This window comes from Arthrobacter sp. MDT1-48-3, from assembly GCF_054511015.1.
Genome location: NZ_JBTNDL010000004.1, coordinates 117,589 through 139,147, shown reverse-complemented (window position 1 = coordinate 139,147; position 21,559 = coordinate 117,589). Strand labels below are relative to the sequence as shown.

Sequence of the window (21,559 nt, the reverse complement as noted above, 5' to 3'; positions counted from 1 at the left end):
GGTTCAGGTCAGTACCTCTCTGTTCCCGCTCGGGTGGGTCTGTTCCAGTCTGTTGCAGCCAGGGGTGGTCTGTTCCGGTCTGTTCCAGCCATGGGTAGTCTGTTCCGGTCTGTTCCAGCCAGGCCTCGTCTGTTCCGGTTGGTCCCAGCCGGGCCTCGTCTGTTCCGGTCGGTTCCAACCAGGCCTCGTCTGCTCCGCCCTGTTCCAGGCAAGGGTGGCGGGGATGCCCCGGGTCATGTCGTGGAGTGGTTCGACGGGCCGTCGTCCTTGGTGGTGTGATTCATCGTGCAGCTGTTCGTGGTGCAGTAGTTCGTCTCGAACGATTCGTCCGGTATGCGAGTAGGTGTTGGTCCGGGGAACGCCTGCCCGGCCAGGGTATCCGGGCGCGCGGAACCAGGGAATGCCGCCTCGGGGCTCTATCGTCCACATGCCCTGGTGGATGAGGTGGTGGTGTCGTGAGCACAGCAGCGCTCCGTTGCCGATGCTCGTTCTCCCGCCGCGGGACCAGGGGTCGATGTGGTGGGCTTCGCACCAGGGCGCCGGGATGGTGCAATCCGGGAAGGCACAGCCCTTGTCACGGGCGACCAGGGCTCGACGCAGGTGGGGTGGGAAGAGGCGTTGGGCTCTCCCGAGGTCCAGGACCTGACCCGCACCGCCGAGAACGATCGGGATGATGTCCGCGTCGCAGGCGATCCGCCGGATGGTCCTGGCACTGGCCTGGCCGGCGAAGACCGTGTGACCCGGCCGCTGCCCTGCCCGCTGCGTCTGACCGGTGAGGCCCCTGGCGAGGTTGCCGGGGAGGTCCAGGGTGAGGTTCTGGGTATGTTCGATGAGGTCCTGATAATCGATGGTGACCATCACCTGAGGTCGGTGGCCGCCGGTTGCGGGAAGACTAGTCGTGCTCAGGGCGATCTTGCACGCGGAGACCAATCCTTCGAGCAACATCTGAGCCCTTGTTGCTCCCTCCGGGTCACCGTACAAATCCGTGTTTCTGCCTGAATCTGATCCCCCACCCCAGCCGGAGCCTGCACCGGAGCCTGCTCCGGAGGCTGCGCCGTAGCCGGTGTCTGATCTTGGCCCGCTCTCGGCAGCAGCACCGGAGGCGCCGGATTCGCCCGCGCCTTCGGCCGCAGGGCCGAGGCCGTCGGCACCGGCACTGGCCGTACTGGCGCGGTCGGTGTGCATGCGCGGATTGGTGGCGGTGTTCATGACGGTGGCAAGGTGTTCGAACTGCTCGTCGGTGGCGCCGATCTCGAGGACGTGCAGGCCATGGCGGCGGCCCCTGAGGAAGACGCCCTGGCGAGCCCGGAGCACCTTGTCGGTGGGTTCCTGCCCGTCCTGGTCGAGGACTCCTTCCCAGCGGCGGGCCACGACCCGCAGGACGTCCTCGTCGGACTCGACCGCCTGCCGGGTCAGGTGGTCCTCCATCGACTCGACCTGTTCCGGAGTCGCGAAGGACTGCACCCGTTGTACTGCCTGGGACACGATCGTCGCGGCCCGACCGCTGACCAGCCCCGCCTCCACCACTGCACTGAGGGTCTCCAGCCGGGCAGGCAGCGCCGCACCCGTTGGCGACATCTGGCACAGCACCAGGTCCGCCAGGGCCAGCCGGCGTCGGGCTTCGGCACGGCTGATCCCCAGAGTCCCGCGCAGGAAGTCCGCGCAATCCCTGAATCCATCCGGTGCTGCACCCGCCCGCGACCCCCAGAAGGATCCCGTGGCGCTGCCGACACCCAACGACGCGGTACCCCACGAAGCGGTGCTCGAGGAGGCGGTACCCGCGGAGGCGGTGCTGCAAGCGGCCGGAATCGGAGCCTCGGCGCGAATGGCCTGTTCTGCCCGGGCCAGCAGCGACCCGGGTGCGGACGTACTCCCGGACGTACTCCCGGACGTACTGCCGTGATCGGGTTCGTCGACCCGGTAGTGTTCCTCGGCGAGGCGTGCGGCGAGGACTTGCAGATGGTCCACGACCCTCGAGACACGTTCGATGTCGATGATGAGCTGCAGTGCCTCCGGCCGGGAGGGGACACGGCCTTGCCGGCCCAGCTCTCGGGCATACTCCGTGAGCGCAGCGAAGGCCGAGTTCAGCGTACCCACTGCAGTCGGGGTCTGCGCGGAACACTCGAGCGGGGCAATGGCCATACCCTGAATTTTATCGAACACGCGTACTATTCCGCGTGCTCCTCGGCCTATGTGGACAACGACAGGACGCTCCCTATTTTCATGGAATCGGGGTGCGATCGCTCACGAAATCAGAGGTGGGGCGCCGTCGTCGTACTCCTCCCGACGCGAGCGCGCGAAGAGGCGTCCCGGCCCCTCCGTCGGACGGTGTCGTCGGACCATGCCCGGCCCGAGCGCCCGAAGACACACACCGTCCCTCCGCCGGACGGCGTCGTCCTCCCGCGCTCAGCACAGGAGCCTGGAAAGGCATTCCGGCCCTCGAGCCGGGCGCCGTCGTCGTACTCCTCCCGATGCGAGCGCGCTAAGAGGCGCCCCGCCCCCGCCGCCGGAGGGCGTCGTCCTGCCACCCCTGAAGTCGGCGCCGACGGCGCCCCTGGTCCACGCCGGACCGCCGCGGCTAGGGTGGTGGAGTGAGCCACAACACCGCACCCGACCTGCACACCGAGATCTTCAGCCCTGCCGCCGACGAGGACGTCACGGCGGACGGCCGCTTCACGAAGTGGCTCGATGCGGAGGGGATCGGGTTCCACGAGGGCACGTTCGATCCGGAGGACATCCCGAAATTCCTCGGGGCGTACCAGGCGGACCAGCGGGTCCTGTGGGGCGTCCACGATCGTGCCCAGCCCGCCGAGGCTCTCGGTGCGGACCATCCGGTGGCCACCTACGGCACGATGGTGCATCCGCTCAACGTCGGAGCGGGACAGATCGAAGCCCACCAGATCACAGCTGTCACTGTCCGGCCGAGCCACCGGCGTAACGGCATCCTGCGCTCCATGATGACCAGGGACCTTCGGGAGGCCGCGGAACGGGGGCTCCCGCTGGCCATCCTGACCGCGTCGGAGGCGACGATCTACGGGCGCTTCGGATTCGGCTGCGCCACGTTCACGCAGGCCGTCGAGGTGGACGTCCGCGAGCGGTTCGAGGTGACGGCACCGAGAACCGGTACGACGACGCTGGTGGCCCGGGAGCACGCAGTGCGCCTCGCCGAGCAGATCTTCGCAGGCTTCCACGCCGTGACCTTCGGTTCCGTGGACCGGCAGTACGCCTACCCGCGCCGCGCCTCGGGCGAGTGGGGCAGGGAACGGCCGGTCGAGGACCGCAACGTGCGGATGGCGGTGCACTACGACGCCGAGGGGACGCCGGCAGGGTACGTGTCCTACCGCTTCGCAGGCTGGGACACGACGCCCTACACGATGAAGATCGTGGATCTGGTGGCAGCCACACCCTCTGCCTACCTCGAACTGTGGCGGTACCTGGGATCGCTCGACCTCGTGCAGGTCGTCACCTGGGACGGAGCGCGGCGGGACGACCCGCTGCCCTGGGCGCTGCGCGACCGGCGCTGCTACGACGTGAAGGGGACCGAGGACGTCCTCTGGGTCCGCCTGCTCGACGTGCCGGCCGCGCTCGGCAGGCGCTCGTACCGTGGGAGCGGCACGATCGTCCTGGAGGTCCTGGACGCGCTCGGGCTCGCCGGCGGCTCCTACGTCCTGACCGTCGTCGACGGCGTCGCCCAGATGGAGCACGTCGAGGCCGCGGCGGCACCCGACGCCACCCTCACCATCAATGCGCTCGGCTCGCTCTACCTCGGGGGGGTGTCGGCTTCAGCACTCGCAGCGGCCGGCGCTCTCGACGCTGCAGCCGAGGACGCTGTCGAGCTCCTCGACACGCTGTTCGGACGCTCCGAGGAGCCGTACTGCATCACGCATTTCTAGATCCGCCTCCAGGCGGAGCGTCCGATCGGACCGAGGGTGTCTGCGAAGCGCGCCGCCGACGGCCGATCCGAGGGTGCAGGAAGAAGGGGTTGTGAGCCGATGCCCGTCGGAGGTCACGCCGCCGTGGACGGCAGGGGAAGGAAACGGGGGAGGAAGACAGCGGCAGCCCCGCTGAGGAGGACCAGGAGCACCCAGCCGGAGGTGCTGCCCACGGTGTCCCGGAGCACACCTATCAGCGTGTTGCCGCAGACCACGGCGAGGCCTCCGCAGCTGGTGAGGAGCCCGTAGTAGGCACCCAGCGGCCGTGCCCCGGCGAAACCTTGCACCTGCTGCAGCCCGGCGGGCCCGACGAGCATGCGTCCGAGGCTGAGGAGGACGACGAGACACACCGGTCCGGTGGCCGCCGGGAGTCCGGGCACGAGGTGCATGCCGGTGGTACCGAGCAGCGTGATCAGCAGAAAGGCCACGGCGATGCACGAGAACCCGGCCCGTAGCGCCGCGACCGTCCCCATCCTCGCTGCCACGGACGACGCCGGTAGTTGGAGTGCGATCGTCAGGATCGAGGCGATGGTGAACAGCATGCCCAGAAGTCCGGCGCCCGCCCCGCTCTGCTGGAGTTCGAGAGGGAGCGTGAAGTACAGCTGGTTGTACGCGAGGAGGTTGATGCCGAAGAACGCGCAGAACGCGAGGAAGCGACGCTCCCGCAGGCAGGCCCAGGTGTCATGGCCCCCGGCTGCTGCCCGGGGCGAGGGGGCCGTCGTCGGAAGCCCCCGCGGCATGATCAGCCAGAGGACCACTCCCACCGTGAGGAAGAGGCAGGCGGCGGACCCGGCGACGATCGGGAAGCCGAGTGGCAGGAGGCCGGTCCCGACCAGGGGCCCGGTGACGGCGCCCACCTCGCCGAACAGGACGAGCCACGCGAACAGACTCCGGCGCCGGCTGCCGTCCGCTGCGCGGGCTCGATCGAGTGCGCCGACGAGCCCCTCGACGGCGGGCGAGAAGAGGGCGCCACCCATGCCGGTCAGTACGGCGCCCAGGAGGAACGGCCAGAAGCTGTCGGCCGCGGCCAGTCCGCAATAGCCCGCCGCCCGGAGCACGCAACCGGACAGGATGCTGCGGCGAGGGCCCCACCGGTCGGCGAGCACCCCTCCAAGCAGGAACAGGCCCTGCTGGCTGAAGGTCCTCACGCCGAGTACGACGCCGATGGCGGCGGCACCCAGCCCGAGGTCCTCGGACATGACGAGCGCCAGGAAGGGGACGACGGCGTAGAAGCCGATGTTGAAGACCAGTTGGGTGGACAGGAGCACCGGTGCGCCGCGCTGAGTCGTCGAGGGAGCAGGGATCATCGGGAGAGATCACCGGAGGCGGAGCGTGTCACCCGGGGTGGTCCGGAGCACGGGTGGCGCGGGCAGCCGGTCCCGGCAGCGGCGCGTCAAGCCTCGTCACGGGATGCCTTTCCGTCCGGCGCCCGGACCAGCCCGGGAGCATGCAGAGCCGCCCAGAGTCCTTCGGCGCGACAGGGGATCGACGCGGCGACGAGCGTCCGGCTGTGCGGGTGCAGGGGCGTGGCGAAGAAGTCCCGGGTCTGGGCAACCTCGACCACCCGCCCCTGCAGGATGACGGCAACCCTGTCGCACATGTACCTCACCACGTCCATGTCATGGGAGATGACGACCAGGGAGAGGTGGTGCTCGCGTTGCAGGCGGAGCAGCAGATTCAGGATGGTGCGCTGCGAGAGCGCGTCGAGTGCCGAGGTGGCCTCGTCGCAGATCAGGATCCGTGGCTCCAGGAGGAGTGCCCGGGCGATGGTGGCTCGCTGGAGCTGACCGCCTGAGCACTGGCCGGGATGCCGCTCCAGCAGGCTCTCGTCCAGGTCCACCTCCTCCATCGCAGCACTGATCCGGTCGTCCCGTTCCCTGGGCGTCAGTTCCCGGCGTGCGTGAAGCGGTGCGCGGAGGCTGGTCCGCAGGGTCATGCGGGGGTCGAAGGCGCTGTGCGGCTCCTGGAACACGAGCTGCACGGCGGTGATCCGGTCTCCACCGGCGCCGTCGGGAGAACGGGTGATGGACCCGGTATCGACGGATTCGAGCCCCACGACGGCTTTCGCGAGTGTGCTCTTGCCCGACCCCGACTGGCCCAGGATCCCGAGGATCTCTCCGCGCCTGAGGGAGAGGGAGACGTCCTCGAGGGCGGTATGGCGTTTTCCCCGGGGTGCCGGAAAGCTCTTGCCCACCCCGTCCAGGACCAGGATCTCGCGTTCTGCGGAGGGCTGACGACGTCGGGACTCGGGCGCGAGGCGGGCGGCTGTCAGCAGCTCCCGGGTGTACGGGTTCCGGGGTCGGGCGAGCAGCTCGCTCGTGACGCCCTCCTCGACGATGGATCCGGCACTCATGACCAGGACGCGGTCGGCGTATGCGGCGACGGACGCGATGTTGTGGGTGATGTACAGGATGCCCAGTCCACGTTCCCGGCGTTCCCGGTCGAGCAACTGGAGGATCTGCCGTTCCAGGACCTTGTCCAGCGCGGAGGTGGGTTCGTCGGCCAGGAGCATCTCCGGTTGCCCCGCCAGCGCCACGGCCGTCATGGCGCGCTGGGCCATCCCGCCCGAGAGCTGGTGCGGATAGGCCTTGAGGCCCCGGGCCGGATCCGGGAACCCGACCTCGGCGAGCAGTTCGAGGGCCCTGCTGTACGCTCCCACTCCCCGGAGGCCCGAATGCAGTCGCAACGGTTCCCTGAGGTGCTGTCCGACGGTCCGGTTCGGATTGAACATGCGCCCGGGTTGCTGGAACAGCATCCCCAGCCTGCCGCCACGTACACCGTTCAGTTCCTGCTCGGCGGCCCGGGTCAGGTCGAGGTCACCGAGCCGGATGGACCCGCCGGTGATGGCGAGCCGAGGCGGCAGCAGGCGCAGGCAGGACATCGCGGTGAGCGTCTTCCCCGAGCCGGACCCACCGACCAGCGCCACGAACTCACCGGGACCGACCGAGAGGGAAACGCCGTCGAGCAGTGGCGCACCCCGGCTCCCGGAGGAGTCGGTGCGGACGTCGAGACCGTCCAGGACCAGGCCCGCCGTCACGAGTCGGCCCGGGCGGGAAGGAGCAGGGGAGGTGCCGTTCTGCGCGCCGCACGCTGGCCCAGCAGGGTCACACAGAGTGCCACGGTGAAGATGACCACGCCGGGGGCGAGGATCCCCATCGGAGCGCGGTCCGCAAAGGGCTGGGCGGTAGCGATCATGGACCCCCAGTCGGCCTGTGGGGGCTGCACCCCCAGACCGAGGTAGGACAGGGCTCCCACACTGATCAGCAGGTGCCCGAACCGCAGCGCCGCCTGACCGAGGATGGGACCTGCCAGGTGCGGCAGGACATGCCGGAGGACGATGAACGACGACCGGCAGCCCACCACGCGCGCTGCCTCGACGAAGCCACGGGCGGAGACGTCGTAGGCGAGGGCTCGTGCCAGACGTGCGAAGGGCGTCCATCCCGTGACGGTCAGGGCGAGCAGCAACGGCCCGAACCCCGTCCCGAGCGCCGCCACGACGAACAGGGCCACCACCATCTCCGGCAGTGCGAGCAGGACGTCGTTCGTCCGGGTCAGGAACTCGTCCACCCAGCCCCGGCGCCGCGCACTCAGGACGCCGATGGCCACCCCCAGCAGGCAGGTCGACACGGTGGCGAGCGCCGCCACCGACATGGAGAAGCGGCCGCCGTCGAGGATGCGGCTCAGGGTGTCCCGGCCCAGATTGTCGGTGCCCAGCCAGTGCCCGGCGGACGGAGGAGCGAGGCGCTCGGTCAGATTCTGCTCCGCGGGCGGATAGGGCGCGAGCCAGGGCGCGAAGAGGACGACGAGGACGATGAGGACGAGGACGGACGCGGCGACGGTCGTTCCGGTGATCCGGCTACGCAAGGGAGGCTCCCAGCGCCGGGCTCAGGAACCGGTGGACGAGGTCGGCCGCTGTGGTGACGCCGACCGCGAGGACCACGACCACCACCACTCCGCCCTGCGCGAGCGGGATATCGCCGTTGACGACGGCATCGAAGAGGAGCCGACCCATTCCCGGGACGGCGAAGATGACCTCCACGATGACGGAGCCACCCAGGAGCCCCGCGAACCACACGGCGAAGAGCGTGGACAGGGGGACCAGCCCGTTCGGGATGACATGGCGGACCACCGACTGGGCCCGGCTCAGGCCCCGGGCACGCGAGGCCAGGACATGGTCCGCCGCGGCGCTGTCGATGATGCCTGCCCGGACCGCCGAGGTGAAGAAGCTGATGGGGCGCAGGGCCAGTGTCACTGCGGGAAGCACGGCGGACGACGGGTCGTTCCAGCCGGCGGTGGGCAGCACGGACAGTTCGAGGGCGAAGACCAGGACCAGCACGGGCGCCACCCAGTACTCGGGCATGGCGATGAGGGCCTGCGTGACAGTGGTGATGGCCTTGTCCGCCGCACTTCCCGGCCGGAGCCCGGAGACGATGCCCAGCGGGAGGGCGAGCGAGACCGCCAGTCCGAGCGACAGGACCACCAGGCTGAGGGTGACGGCCAGTGCCGGCAGCACCTGCTCCGCCACCGGGGTCCTGCTGACATAGGACAGCCCCATGTTGCCGCCGGCGACGTCGCCCACCCACCGCAGGTACTGGGCGGGAAGGGGGTCATTCAGGCCCAGGCTCTCGGCCAGGCCCTGGACGGTGGCCTCGTCCACCGCGTCCCCGGCCACCCGTGATCGGATGATCTTCCGCACGGGGTCCCCCGGGGTGAGGTAGGGGATGAGGAACACCGCGAAGGAGGACACCGCGACGGCGGCCACCAGGGTGGCCATGCGTTTGGTGATGAAGTGCAGCATGGAGGGGGTGTCTGCTGGAGGGCTAGGGTGCGGTCTTGGCGGTCTTCGCCGTCAGGACATAGCGGGAGAGCGGGTCCTGGACGTAGGAGAGGACGTTGGAGCGGACAGCGTCGGTGGCCTGTTCGTTCACGAGCCAGGCGTTGACGGCCTCGTCCTGGAGGATACGGCCGGCCTCGGCGTACAACGCGTAGCGCTCGGTCTGGTCCACGGTCGCTGCCGCCTCGGCGATGACGCCGTCGTACTCCGCACTGCAGAGATGGCTCAGGTTGTACGTGCCCTCGCAGGTGTAGTCCGCCGTGAGGAAGCCGATGGGATCGGCGATGTCGATCAGTCGGTTGCGCTGGCTCAGCAGCATGTCGTAGTCGCCGGCCAGGACGTCCGGCTCCGCCGCTGCGTACTCCTTGGCCTCGATGGTCACCGGGATGCCGATGTTCTTCAGGTTCTCCTGGATCACGGCTGCGACGTCGCTGAACTCCGCACGTTCCACGATGGCGATGATCTCCAGGGGTCGGTCAGCGGTGTAACCGGCGGCGGCGAGCAGATCGCGGGCCCCGTCCAGGTCCTGCTCCTGGTCCTCGCCCACGCCGTCCGCCCACGGCTCGGAGGAGGCGAAGGGACCGGTGGCCGGAAGGGCCGCACCCTCGTACACGCTGGCCGCGAGGGCGTCCAGGTCCAGGCCCTTCCGTATCGCCCTGCGCACGTCCACATCGTCGAGCGGCGCGCGCCCGTTGTTCAGATAGAGCGTCGCCGTGCGCGGCGAGTCCGCCTCGAGGACGGTGACTCCGGGCGCGCCCTCCAGGGCCGCCAAGCTGGACACGGGGATCGACAGGGAGATGTCCGCCTCCCCGGTCTGGATCTGTGCCGCCCGCGTGGCGCCGTTCGTGATGAAGCGGATCTCCGCTCCGGCGAGCTGCACGTCCCCGCCCCAGTACTTCTCGTTGCGGTCCAGCGTCAGGGACTGCTTGGGCTGCTCGGACACCGGCGTGAAGGGGCCGGTGCAGTGCCCGAACGGATCCACCTGGCCGTCCCCGTAGGCCGCGGGAGCCAGGATGCCGGTATTCACGCTCGCCAGGCGGTACGGCACCAGGGGATTCTCCTCCGGGGTGCTCACCCGGACGGTATCGGCGTCGACGGCGCTGACGGAGCTGATCACCGTCCGGTTGAAGGCCCGCGCCGGAACATCGGCGTCCAGGACGTGGTTCAGCGCGGATACCACGGACTCCGCGGTCAGTTCCGTGCCGTCCTGGAAGGAGACTCCCTGGCGCAGGGTGAAGTCCCACTCCAGGGGGGAAGCCTGCTTCCACTCGGTGGCGAGGAAGGGCTGGACCTTCCCTTCCTGCTGGTCGTACCGGGTGAGCGTCTCCAGGCACCCGGACAGCGACAGGATGTAGGCGGCATCGGATTCCAGCGCCCAGTCGGCCACCGGCGCCCGGAAGTTGTCGACCACGATGCGCTGGCTCGTGTCGGCCGTCGCGGTGCTGCCATCGGAGGGAACCGAACCACCACTGAATCCGCAGCCGGTGAGGACGAGGGCGGCCACCGCGGCCACGAGGACACGGGACGGGAAGGACGAACGCACGGGTGACCACCTTGAAGGGCTGCCCGGAGGCAGGAAGTGAAGCGGGGACTCTTTAGGTTAGCCTTACCTGAGGTCGAGAGAAACTCGAGGTACTCCGCCTCCCACTGAAGGGGTCGCAGACGATCGGTGGAGACCCCCGGCCCGACCGCATTGCTTTGACGCTGTTGGACCCCGAAGCTAGACTGAACAGGCGCGTGGTGCGCTCTCGTGGTTTCCGGTGCAAGCCGGAGGCCCTTCGGCGTGCTACCTCTCCTGAACCTTCCGAGGTTCTTTCCATTTCGTCCACATCCGGACATCGGAACCCGCGCCCGGCCCAGCTGGAATCGCGGTGTCCGTCCTGACCGGAGCAAGTAAACATCCACAACGGAGCCCCAACTACATGACCATCACCACCACCGAGAAGCAAGGTGCCCCCGTCGTCGCCATCAACGACATCGGCACCGCTGAGGACTTCCTCGCAGCGATCGACGCCACCATCAAGTACTTCAACGACGGAGATCTCGTCGAGGGTACGGTCGTCAAGGTCGACCGCGACGAGGTCCTGCTCGACATCGGTTACAAGACCGAGGGTGTCATTCCTTCCCGCGAGCTTTCCATCAAGCACGACGTCGATCCCGGGGACGTCGTCTCCGTGGGCGATCAGGTCGAGGCTCTGGTTCTCACCAAGGAAGACAAAGAAGGCCGCCTGATCCTCTCCAAGAAGCGCGCTCAGTACGAGCGTGCCTGGGGCGACATCGAGAAGGTCAAGGAAGAAGACGGCGTCGTCACCGGTACCGTCATCGAGGTCGTCAAGGGTGGCCTCATCCTGGACATCGGCCTGCGCGGCTTCCTGCCCGCGTCCCTCGTCGAGATGCGTCGCGTCCGCGACCTGGCTCCGTACATCGGCCAGCAGATCGAAGCGAAGATCATCGAGCTCGACAAGAACCGCAACAACGTCGTGCTGTCGCGTCGTGCCTGGCTCGAGCAGACCCAGTCCGAGGTCCGTTCCACGTTCCTCAACAAGCTCGAGAAGGGCCAGGTCCGTCCGGGCGTCGTCTCCTCGATCGTCAACTTCGGTGCGTTCGTGGACCTCGGCGGCGTCGACGGTCTCGTCCACGTCTCCGAGCTCTCCTGGAAGCACATCGATCACCCGTCCGAGGTTGTCGAGGTCGGCCAGGAAGTCACCGTCGAGGTCCTCGAGGTCGACCTGGACCGCGAGCGTGTCTCACTCTCGCTGAAGGCCACGCAGGAAGATCCCTGGCAGACCTTCGCCCGTACGCACGCGCTGGGCCAGGTCGTTCCCGGCAAGGTCACCAAGCTCGTTCCCTTCGGTGCGTTCGTTCGCGTCGAGGACGGCATCGAAGGCCTCGTGCACATCTCGGAGCTCGCAGTCCGCCACGTCGAACTGGCCGAGCAGGTCGTCTCCGTCGGCGACGAGCTCTTCGTCAAGGTCATCGACATCGACCTCGAGCGTCGCCGGATCTCCCTCAGCCTCAAGCAGGCCAACGAGGGCGTCGACGCCGACAGCACCGAGTTCGATCCGGCGCTCTACGGTATGGCCGCCGAGTACGACGAAGAGGGCAACTACAAGTACCCCGAGGGCTTCGACCCCGAGTCGAACGAATGGCTCGAGGGCTACGAGACGCAGCGTGCGGCCTGGGAGGCCCAGTACGCGGAGGCCCAGTCACGTTGGGAGGCCCACAAGAAGCAGGTCGTCCAGCACGCGTCCGACGACGCCGCTGCAGCGAACGAGCCTGTCGAGTCGAACGCGACGAGCTACTCCTCGGAGCCCGTCGCCGCCGACACCGGATCCGGCACGCTCGCCTCCGACGAGGCACTCGCAGCACTGCGTGAGAAGCTGACCGGAGCGTAAGCTGCCGCGCTACAGCTGAGATTGAGGAAGGCCCCCGTCCACCGGACGGGGGCCTTCCTTCATCCCATGCCACCCCCATCCGCGGAGACCAGGTGGTTGCGGAACGGTGGAGAGCCGCGGGAGATCCGCGCGCCGGTAGCGGTCATACCCTCCGCGTCGACCGGGTGACCGTGAAGCGGGGGGAGCGGTCGAGTTGCCGGGTCGGGCCGACGGTCCGTTCGAGGACGGGGCGGTAGCGGAGATGGCCGTTCCACACGGTCCACAGCTCGCCCCCCGGGACCAGGACACGGGCGCAGGCGTCGAAAAGGCGATGGGCGACGCCGGTATGCACCGTACTGCCGGTATGGAACGGCGGGTTGAGGACGATCACGCCCGCCGAGGCGTCGGGTAGGGCGGACAGCGCGTCGTCCCTGCTCACCCTGACCCGGTCGGCCACACCGTTGGCCGCCGCGGTTGCGGCCGTCGAGGCGGTCGCCGAGGCCGACTGGTCCGTGGCGTGCACCTCGAGGTCCGGGTGGGTCAGGGCGAGGTAGGCGGAGATGGCGCCGTTCCCGCAGCCCAGATCGATGACCTTCCCGGCGTGGAGATCGTCCGGCAGGGCGTCGGCCAGACCGCGCAGGTGGGGGAGCAGGAGCTGGGTCCCCGGGTCCAGCGCGGCTCCACCGAAGGTCGCGCCGTAGGCGCGCAGTTCCAGGGGACGGTCGAGGCCGACGTCGAACCTCGCAGCCCGGGGGAAAGTGGACGTGGACGTGGGGCGGGGCTCCGCTGCCCGGAGGACACGCGACTTCTGGCGGGCCAGGCCGGCCGTGACGTCCCCGAAGTACCGGCCGAGCACGGCATTCATGGAGACGGACATGTGTTTGAGCCTGCCTCCGGCGATCACCTGTACGTCCGGTGCTCCGTGCGTGGCGATGGTCCAGGCGATCTCGTCGAGTTCGTCGAGCGATCGCGGGAGGCGCAGCAGGACGGTCGTGACGCCGTCGAGCAGCGAGCCGTCCAGGGGGCAGGGCCGGTAGGTGTCCGCCATGCCGGCGTCGGCGGCGTTCAGGGCGAGTGCCCGCTCGTGGACCACGCCGTCCTGGAACACCCGGATCGGCGTTCCGCCCGATAGTCCGACAGCACCCAGGGTGAGGGCCCCGTAGGAGTCGTTGATCGTCGCGACGCCGCCCCCGAGCGCGAGACGGTCCGCAGCGGTGTCGAGCAGCAGACGGTCCGCCGCGTCGACGGCGACCAGCTCCGCGGACTCGATGTCGGGGCGGCGGCGCAGGCGGTCGGGGCTGAACGGAGTCACCCGCACCATCCTAGGTCCGCTCAGGGTTCGGTGGCAGAACCGGAGTCGGAGTCGTTGCTGTCCGCCTCCGGTTCCGTGCCGGCCCTCGGCTTGAAGAGCCAGTCGAGAGCCGTTCCCTCATGGCCACCCCCGCCCGCCTGCAGGGACGCGTCTCCGTCGGGCTGCTCCCCGTCCTCGGCGGGATCGGTGCTGTAGGGGGCGCGGGGCGGTGGAGGGAGGCGGTCGATCAGTTCGTTGGCCGCGTGGGCGAGGAGGTCCCGCTGGAGCGGCGGCAGGGTGAAGGAGCCGTGGAGGTAGGCCTCGACCTCGTACTCGCCGGCGTCTCCGCCCAGGCCGAAGTAGTGCAGCCAGAGCTCACTGGCCTCGATCTGCGCATGGCGGATCGCCCGGAGGAGGTGGATCCGCTGATATTCGTGATCTGGATGGTTCTCCACGGGCTACGCCTTAGTGCGAGCTACCGGCGGTGCCGTCGATGACGGAGAGGGCTACGGCCCGCAGGTCCGTCTTCGTCGTCGATGCTTCCGACAGCATGCTGCGCAGCGCCGAGTCGGCGTCCAGTCCGTGCCGTTCCATCAGGATGCCCCGGGCGGTGTGGATGAGGTCCCGGGTGCCGAGCGCGGCCTGCAGCGCCCTGCTCGCTGCCGCGGGTGCGCTGTCCGGTTGGGCGCTGCCCAGCAGTGTGGCCACCGGGGAGGCGAGGAGGGCCAGCTGCTTGCGGTCCTGGGCCGAGAAGGCGGACGGGAGGGGTGAATAGACCTTGAGGGCGCCGATGCTCCTGCCGTCGTGCACGAGGACGGTGCTGAGGGTCGAACGCAACGGGAGGTCCGCGACCGCCTTCCGCCAGAGCGGCCATCGGTCATCGGATACGACGTCGTCGATCTGCACGGTCGTCTCCGCGGCCCATGCCGTCAGGCAGGGGCCCTGACCCAGTTCGTACTGCAGGGCATCGGCGGCGGCAACCACGTCGTCGGTGTAACCGGTGCTGCGCTTGCGGCCCTGGTCGTCCATCAGGGACACACCCGCACCGAGCGAACCCGGGATCGACTTCTTCACGGCCTCGGCAAGGTCCTCGACCGCTCGTCCGGCCTTGCCTTCGGTGAGCAGGAGGCCCTTGAGTCTGGCGAAGACCACAGTCAGCTCTTCCATCGGAGAAGTCACAGTTCCAGCCTCGGCACCACAGTCGTTCGGATGGGATACAAAGTATCAGGATACACACGGCGGCCCGGTCTCCATGCGCTGTTCCACCGGCCCGCGGAGGGCGTAGGGAGGACGACCGGTGGCGTCCTGCCACTGCTCCGACGCACCCAAGAGCTGCTTGCCCGTCGGTCGCTCCCGTGCCTAGGGTGGCTTTACTAAGCATGCTTCCCAATGAGCCTAGGAGTTGACGTGACCGGATCATCAGGCCATGACGCACTACCGTTGCCCGACTACGACCACATCCCGCTCGGCACCCTGCCCACGCGCATCACGGGCCTCGACGAGGGAGGCCTGCGCGCGCTGATCGACTACGAGGAGGCGCACGGGAACCGCCTTCCCGTGAAACTCGTCCTGCAGCAGCGCCTGGAGGCAGTGCAGGGCGGTGCCGAACTGTCCGAGGGAGCGGGCACCTCGACACCCGAGGTGAGCAGCACGGCGGGCGGATCGCCGGTCAGTCCGGCGACGTCCGGCCCGCCGATCAACCCGCCCTCAGAGGGCGATCCGACGAACCCCGCCCAGCCCCGCTAGTCGCAGCCCTGCGGGGCGCTCCACCGCCCTGCACAGCCGGCGGCATTGCTGCTGCCGCCGGACCGTCCGCGTCATCCGGCGGCCGGCCCGGCGGTCAGCAGGCCCTTTTCCTCCACGAGCCCTACCGACAGGGTCTTGTAGCCCACCGAGTCGAACAGCACCGTGACGATGCCCTCCTCGTAACCCATCACCGTCCCGTGACCCCATTCGGGATGCTCCACGTCGGTGTCGACGTCGAACGGCACGTCCACGTCGGGCATCGGCTTCTCCCCGGTGGAAGCCGGATCGGCCGCAAGATCCTCCCGGGCGCAGTTGCCGCAGTTGCCGCACGGCCCGGGGAGTTCCTCCCCGAAATAGGAGAGCAGGAACTGGCGGCGGCACCCCTTCGTCTCGGCATAGCGACGGGCCATCTCGATGCGGGACTCGTCGATCCGCTCACGGTTCTCCGCATACTCGACGGCCCTCCTGACGGCGTCATCGGCGGGCACCCTCCTGGCGCGATAGCCCTTGACGCCGTCCCTAATGCTCTCGGACCCTTCGAGCAGGTTGAGGAGCCCGCTGAGTTTCCGGGGGGACAGGTCCGACAGCTCTTTGAGTTTCTTCATCTTCACCGGCTTCTCCTGCGCGGCGAGGAGCAGGAACAATTCGCGGAGTTGCTTCCGGTTGACGGACTTCGCGGCGAAGAAACGTCGCAGGGACAGGTCCTCCGGGCGGTAGTGCAGGGTCGCCTGCGCGTCGAGTCCGTCGCGTCCGCCGCGGCCAATCTCCTGGTAGTAGCTGTCCAGGGAATCCGAGACGTCCGCATGGACGACGAAGCGCACGTCGGGTTTGTCGATGCCCATCCCGAAGGCCGTCGTCGCCACCACGATGTCGACGGACCCGTCGAGGAATCCCTCGTGCACCGCTTCGCGCTCCTTCTTCACCCGCCCGGCGTGGTAGACGTCCGCACGCCGCCCTCGCTCCTGCAGCTCGGAGGAGAGCCTGTCGGCGGCCTTCTTCGTCGCGACGTACACGAGCCCCGGACCCTCGAGCCCGAGGACCTGATCGCGGACGGCCCGCTGCTTGGCGTCTCCCTCGACGTGGTGCACGACGTCGAGGAAGAGGTTCGGGCGGTCGAACCCCTCCGCCAGGACGACCGGATCCTTCAGGTGCAGCCTGTCCACGATCTCCCTCTGCACGGGGTGGGAGGCGGTCGCGGTCAGGGCGACGACGGGAACATTGAGGTCTCGGACGAGGTGGCCGAGTTGAAGATAGTCGGGCCGGAAGTCGTGGCCCCAGGACGAGACGCAGTGCGCCTCGTCGACGACGACGAGGGAGACGTCGAGCGAGCGCAGTCGGGCGGCCACCTCGTCGCGTGCGACCTGCTCCGGTGCGAGGAAGAGGAACTTCGCCCGCGAGGACTCGTCGTCGTCCGCCGCTGCCGCCCAGGCCGCCTCGATCTCGCTCTTCTTTCTCCCCGAGTTGATCACGTGGGCGCGGGTGGCGCCGGCGCTCTCGTTGATCGCGTCCGCCTGGTCGTGCTGCAGTGCGATCAGCGGGGAGACCACGACGGCGACGCCCGGCATCGCGAGCGCTGGAACCTGGTAGATGGCCGATTTGCCGCTCCCTGTCGGCATCACGCAGAGAATGCTGTGCCCATCGAGCACCGCCTCCATGGCCCGCTTCTGGCCGGGGCGAAGGTCCCAGCCGAAGGTGGAAGCAGCGGTTTCCTTGAGATCCTGCAGGGTGACGGTCACGGTCCTCCTCGAAAAGGTAAGTCCCCTTAGCGTATTTCGGGGCACTGACACTTCCGCCCCGGAAGCGTGCGCCGCTGCTTCTTGACAGCTGGGCGGAGAGGCACGACTAGTCTTGCCTCATGCTGCGCATCGGACTGACAGGGGGCATCGCCGCGGGGAAATCCGTGGTGGCCCGCCGCTTCGCGGAGCTCGGCGCCGTGGTCGTCGACGCCGACCTCCTCGCCCGTGCTGCCGTGGAACCCGGTTCCGAAGGCCTCGCCGAGATCGTGGCCGCCTTCGGGACGGGGTTGCTGACGCCCGACGGTGCACTGGACCGGCCCGCCCTGGGCCGCCTCGTGTTCGCCGACGACGGCGCGCGCGAACGCCTCAATGCCATCGTGCATCCGCGGGTACGTGCGGGGGCGGCGAGGCTGATCGACGGAGCGCCGGCCGGTGCCGTCGTGGTCGAGGACATCCCGCTCCTCGTGGAGACGGGGCAGGCGTCCCGCTTCCACCTCGTCGTCGTCGTCGACGCCCCGGACGAGCTCCGGCTCCAGCGGATGGTCGATCAGCGGGGCATGCGGCGCGAGGACGCGGAACAGCGCATGGCAGCGCAGGTGTCGCGCGCGGACCGGCTCCGCGAGGCGGACGCCGTCCTGGCCAACGACCGCGGGCTCGCCGACCTCCTCGCGGCCACGGATACCCTGTGGCACCAGCGCGTCCTGCCCTTCCGGGACACCCTGGACGCCGGCGGACATGAGCCCGGAGCGAACGTCCAGCCCGCGGAAGCGGGGCTGCCCGGCACGAGCGGACTCAGCCGCCGGATCGCGGCGAAGCTCCGGGCCGCGCTCCCGGCCTCGTCCGCCGCCTCGATCGTGGAATCCCGCCGTGGCGCTGCCCGCCACCCGCCCGACGACGTCTCCGCCGCCGCCGTGTCCGTGCTGCCAGGGGCGGGGGAGGAGTTCGACGCCCTCTCCGGCGCCATCGCCGCCGCCGGCTTCCCGCGAGTCGGAGCGGCTGCCCCGCCGGGCGCGGGCGGTCCGTTCGCGACACACCGCTGGGCCGATCCGGCCACCGACGTCACGGTGGTCGTGACCGCTCCTCCCGCTCCCGCCTGAGCCTCCGGCCCAGCCGTCGGCGGGGTTCAGCCGCGAGCAGATCCGAGGAGAAGTGTCACAGCAAGGGGCTACCGTTAAGCCATGAGTCTTGCGCAGGATATCAAGCGTGTCGTGGCACCCTTCGAGGTCATCAGCGAGTACCAGCCGGCGGGTGACCAGCCCACCGCCATCCGGGAACTGGCCGAGCGCATCAACGCGGGCGAGAAGGACGTCGTCCTGCTCGGCGCCACCGGTACCGGCAAGAGTGCGACCACCGCCTGGCTCATCGAGCAGGTGCAGCGCCCCACGCTGGTGATGGTGCAGAACAAGACCCTCGCCGCACAGCTCGCGAACGAGTTCCGGGAGCTCCTGCCCAACAACGCGGTCGAGTACTTCGTCTCCTACTACGACTACTACCAGCCCGAGGCCTACGTCCCGCAGACGGACACCTTCATCGAGAAGGACTCCTCCATCAACGAGGAGGTGGAGCGCCTCCGTCACTCCGCCACCAACGCGCTGCTGACGCGCCGCGACGTGATCGTGGTCGCGACCGTCTCCTGCATCTACGGCCTGGGAACGCCCGAGGAATACATCAACAAGATGGTCACGCTGCGCCGGGGCGACCAGATGAACCGTGACGAACTGCTGCGGCAGTTCGTCGGCATGCAGTACACGCGCAACGACATGGACTTCCACCGGGGCACGTTCCGGGTGCGCGGCGACACGGTCGAGATCATCCCGATGTACGAGGAGCACGCGCTGCGGATCGAGTTCTTCGGCGACGAGGTCGAGAACATCTACACGCTCGATCCCCTGACCGGCAACGTGATCCGCGAGGAGGAGGAGATGTACGTCTTCCCCGCCTCGCACTATGTCGCCGGCCCTGACCGCATGACGCGGGCCATCAAGGACATCGAGGACGAGCTGCAGGTCCGGCTCGCGGAACTCGAGTCCCAGAACAAGCTCGTCGAGGCGCAGCGGCTCCGCATGCGCGTCACCTACGACCTCGAGATGATGCAGCAGATGGGCTTCTGCAACGGCATCGAGAACTACTCGCGCCACATCGACGGCCGGGACCCGGCCTCTGCGCCCCACTGCCTGCTCGACTACTTCCCGGACGACTTCCTCCTGGTCGTCGATGAGTCGCACGTGACCATCCCGCAGATCGGCGCCATGTACGAGGGCGACTCCTCCCGCAAGCGGACCCTCGTCGATCACGGCTTCCGCCTGCCGTCGGCGATGGACAACCGGCCTTTGAAGTGGGACGAATTCCTGGAGCGCATCGGCCAGACGGTGTACCTGTCCGCCACCCCGGGCAAGTACGAGCTCGGCAAGGCCGATGGCTTCGTGCAGCAGATCATCCGTCCTACCGGCCTCGTGGATCCCGAGGTAGTGGTCAAGCCGACCAAGGGACAGATCGACGATCTGCTCGGCGAGATCCGCAAGCGCGTCGAGATCAACGAGCGCGTGCTCGTCACCACCCTCACGAAGCGCATGGCCGAGGACCTCACCGGGTACCTCCTGGAGCACGGAGTGAAGGTGGAGTACCTGCACTCCGACGTCGATACCCTGCGGCGCGTGGAACTGCTGCGCGAACTGCGCATGGGCACCTTCGACGTCCTCGTCGGCATCAATCTGCTCCGAGAAGGCCTCGATCTTCCGGAGGTGTCGCTCGTGAGCATCCTCGACGCCGACAAGGAGGGCTTCCTGAGGAGCACCACCTCCCTGATCCAGACCATCGGCCGTGCTGCCCGTAACGTGTCCGGCGAGGTCCACATGTACGCCGACCGCATCACGGATTCCATGGAACGCGCGATCGACGAGACGAACCGGCGCCGGGCCATCCAGGTCGCGCACAACCTCGAGCACGGCATCGATCCGACGCCGCTGCGGAAGCGGATCGCGGACATCACGGACACGATCAACCGCGAGGACGCCGATACGCGCGCCCTGCTCGAGGAAGCGGGCAAGAACCGGAAGCCGAAGAAGGGCGCGGGCCGCCACGAGGGGCTGGCCTCGGTCCCCGCCGAGGACCTCACGGACCTGATCCAGCAGCTCACCGACCAGATGCATGCCGCTGCGGCCGAGCTGCAGTTCGAACTGGCCGGGCGCCTGCGCGACGAGGTGGGTGACCTGAAGAAGGAGCTCCGTCAGATGCAGTCCGCAGGCCACGCCTGATCCTGCGGGCAGTCGCGCGGGACGGCGCTGGACGAGCGGCGGAGGCACGTCAAGGAAGCCGGCGAGTGGTCATCCTGTGGTGATTAGTCGTCGGCTTTCCCGCTCCGCGGGTACCATGGACCGAACGTAGGGGAGTATCCCAAGCGCTACGGACGTCAACACGCTGAGCATCGTCGCTCGGCCGGGCGTAGCGGTCGGTCGGCGTCGAGCCGCGGCGGAGAGACTTACGGCCATTCACCGCACCCTCCGGAAGGTACTCCATGCCCGCGTTACCCGTCTGGTTTGAGATCGGCACGTTCGTCGTGCTCGGGATCATCCTGCTGTTCGATCTGCTGCTCGTGGTCAAGCGACCGCACGAGCCCTCCATGAAGGAGGCCGGACTGTGGGTGGCCTTCTACGTGGGGCTCGCCCTCGTGTTCGCGGCGCTGATGTTCGTCTTCACGGGGCCGGAGTACGGAGGCCAGTTCGTGGCCGGCTGGATCACCGAGTACAGCCTGAGTATCGACAACCTGTTCGTCTTCATCATCATCATGGCGCGCTTCTCCGTACCCAGGAAGTACCAGCAGGAAGTGCTCATGGTGGGTATCATCATCGCCCTGATCCTGCGCGGCATCTTCATCGCCCTGGGTGCGGCCGTCATCGAGAACTTCAGCTGGATCTTCTACATCTTCGGCGCCTTCCTGCTGTACACGGCCTACAAGCAGGCCACCGACTCCGGCGAGGACGAGGAGCACGCGGGCGACAACAAGCTGATCTCGAAGCTCAAGTCAGTCCTCCCGATGTCCGAGTCCTACGACGGCAACAAGGTGCGCACCGTCGTCGACGGCAAGAAGGTCTTCACCCCGATGCTCATCGTCTTCGTGACGATCGGACTGACCGACCTGCTCTTCGCCGTCGACTCCATCCCGGCCATCTTCGGCCTCACGCAGAGCGCGTTCATCGTCTTCACGGCGAACATCTTCGCCCTCATGGGCCTGCGTCAGCTCTACTTCCTGCTCGGCGGCCTGATGACGCGCCTCATCTACCTGAAGCACGCACTGTCCGTGATCCTCGCCTTCATCGGCGTGAAGCTCATCCTGCACGCCATGCACGTCAACGAGCTGCCGTTCATCAACAACGGTGAGCACATCGAGTGGGCGCCCGAGATCCCGACGTTCGTGTCGCTGGCCGTCATCGTGGCCACGATCATCATCGCCGTGATCGCGAGCCTCATCCGCTCGAGGGTCATCGAGGGCAACGAAGCGCGCGACGGTGTCGAGGAAGAGTCCTCCCCCGCGGTCGACGAGGGACTCGACGAGGCAGCCGACGAGGCAGGGACCAAGAACCCCCGCCACTAGCACCGCCTGACGGAGGCTCCTCGAGCCTCCGGACGACGAGGGACCCCGCACGATG

The 21,559-nt window shown here is 68.4% G+C and carries 16 protein-coding genes; 6 read left to right on the top strand and 10 right to left on the bottom strand.

Annotated elements, in window-relative coordinates; translation table 11 throughout:
- Positions 1-3: 3 nt before the first annotated feature.
- Entirely contained in the window at positions 4-2,142 is a 2,139-nt protein-coding gene (locus tag ACX80L_RS10575) for an HNH endonuclease signature motif containing protein (protein ID WP_459289549.1), read from the bottom strand.
- A gap of 449 nt (positions 2,143-2,591) precedes the next feature.
- Here ACX80L_RS10575 and ACX80L_RS10570 point away from each other — a divergent pair, with 449 nt between their 5' ends.
- A complete protein-coding gene (locus ACX80L_RS10570; RefSeq protein ID WP_459289547.1) occupies positions 2,592-3,893 on the top strand; it encodes a GNAT family N-acetyltransferase in 1,302 nt (433 codons plus the stop codon).
- A 113-nt stretch (positions 3,894-4,006) separates the two neighbouring features.
- Here the strand turns inward: ACX80L_RS10570 and ACX80L_RS10565 are convergent, their stop codons facing one another.
- From ACX80L_RS10565 to ACX80L_RS10545, 5 genes are all read right to left on the bottom strand, one after another.
- Entirely contained in the window at positions 4,007-5,239 is a 1,233-nt protein-coding gene (locus ACX80L_RS10565) for an MFS transporter (RefSeq protein ID WP_459289546.1), read from the bottom strand.
- Between the two features lie 86 nt (positions 5,240-5,325).
- On the bottom strand, positions 5,326-6,969 hold the full coding sequence (locus ACX80L_RS10560; RefSeq protein ID WP_459289544.1) for an ATP-binding cassette domain-containing protein: 1,644 nt from the start codon (positions 6,967-6,969) through the stop codon (positions 5,326-5,328).
- Positions 6,966-7,796 (bottom strand): ABC transporter permease, encoded by an 831-nt coding sequence (locus ACX80L_RS10555; protein WP_459289542.1) that lies wholly within the window; start codon positions 7,794-7,796, stop codon positions 6,966-6,968. Before ACX80L_RS10555 ends, ACX80L_RS10560 begins: the two co-directional genes overlap by 4 nt.
- Entirely contained in the window at positions 7,789-8,730 is a 942-nt protein-coding gene (locus ACX80L_RS10550; protein ID WP_459289540.1) for an ABC transporter permease, read from the bottom strand. Before ACX80L_RS10550 ends, ACX80L_RS10555 begins: the two co-directional genes overlap by 8 nt.
- A gap of 22 nt (positions 8,731-8,752) precedes the next feature.
- Complete coding sequence (locus tag ACX80L_RS10545) at positions 8,753-10,309, bottom strand: ABC transporter substrate-binding protein (protein WP_459289538.1); 1,557 nt, start codon at positions 10,307-10,309, stop codon at positions 8,753-8,755.
- A gap of 379 nt (positions 10,310-10,688) precedes the next feature.
- Between ACX80L_RS10545 and rpsA the strand changes: the two genes are divergently transcribed.
- Positions 10,689-12,161 (top strand): 30S ribosomal protein S1, encoded by a 1,473-nt coding sequence (gene rpsA / locus ACX80L_RS10540; protein WP_133081856.1) that lies wholly within the window; start codon positions 10,689-10,691, stop codon positions 12,159-12,161.
- Between the two features lie 142 nt (positions 12,162-12,303).
- On the opposite strand, the gene ACX80L_RS10535 is transcribed toward rpsA, so the two are convergent.
- Genes ACX80L_RS10535 through ACX80L_RS10525 form a run of 3 tightly spaced genes read right to left on the bottom strand, consistent with a single transcriptional unit; the run spans position 12,304 to position 14,598 of the window.
- A complete protein-coding gene (locus tag ACX80L_RS10535; RefSeq protein WP_459289536.1) occupies positions 12,304-13,461 on the bottom strand; it encodes a class I SAM-dependent methyltransferase in 1,158 nt (385 codons plus the stop codon).
- An 11-nt stretch (positions 13,462-13,472) separates the two neighbouring features.
- Positions 13,473-13,886 carry a hypothetical protein gene (locus ACX80L_RS10530; protein ID WP_459289534.1) on the bottom strand — a complete coding sequence of 138 codons (414 nt, stop codon included), beginning with the start codon at positions 13,884-13,886 and terminating at the stop codon, positions 13,473-13,475.
- A gap of 10 nt (positions 13,887-13,896) precedes the next feature.
- On the bottom strand, positions 13,897-14,598 hold the full coding sequence (locus tag ACX80L_RS10525) for a GAF and ANTAR domain-containing protein (protein WP_459289532.1): 702 nt from the start codon (positions 14,596-14,598) through the stop codon (positions 13,897-13,899).
- A 240-nt stretch (positions 14,599-14,838) separates the two neighbouring features.
- On the opposite strand from ACX80L_RS10525, the gene ACX80L_RS10520 reads away from it, so the two are divergent.
- Positions 14,839-15,177 (top strand): hypothetical protein, encoded by a 339-nt coding sequence (locus ACX80L_RS10520; RefSeq protein WP_459289530.1) that lies wholly within the window; start codon positions 14,839-14,841, stop codon positions 15,175-15,177.
- Positions 15,178-15,248: 71 nt separating this feature from the next.
- Here the strand turns inward: ACX80L_RS10520 and ACX80L_RS10515 are convergent, their stop codons facing one another.
- Complete coding sequence (locus tag ACX80L_RS10515) at positions 15,249-16,913, bottom strand: RecQ family ATP-dependent DNA helicase (protein ID WP_459289528.1); 1,665 nt, start codon at positions 16,911-16,913, stop codon at positions 15,249-15,251.
- A gap of 119 nt (positions 16,914-17,032) precedes the next feature.
- Here ACX80L_RS10515 and coaE point away from each other — a divergent pair, with 119 nt between their 5' ends.
- The 3 genes from coaE to ACX80L_RS10500 all read left to right on the top strand — a co-directional run bounded on the left by coaE (position 17,033) and on the right by ACX80L_RS10500 (position 21,504).
- Entirely contained in the window at positions 17,033-18,010 is a 978-nt protein-coding gene (gene coaE, locus ACX80L_RS10510; RefSeq protein ID WP_459289526.1) for a dephospho-CoA kinase, read from the top strand.
- 81 nt (positions 18,011-18,091) lie between these two features.
- Positions 18,092-20,167, top strand: a complete 2,076-nt coding sequence (gene uvrB / locus ACX80L_RS10505) for an excinuclease ABC subunit UvrB (RefSeq protein ID WP_133081861.1) — start codon at positions 18,092-18,094, stop codon at positions 20,165-20,167.
- Positions 20,168-20,427: 260 nt separating this feature from the next.
- Positions 20,428-21,504: a TerC/Alx family metal homeostasis membrane protein gene (locus ACX80L_RS10500; RefSeq protein WP_133081862.1), complete on the top strand. Its 1,077-nt coding sequence runs from the start codon at positions 20,428-20,430 to the stop codon at positions 21,502-21,504.
- Positions 21,505-21,559 lie beyond the last annotated feature (55 nt).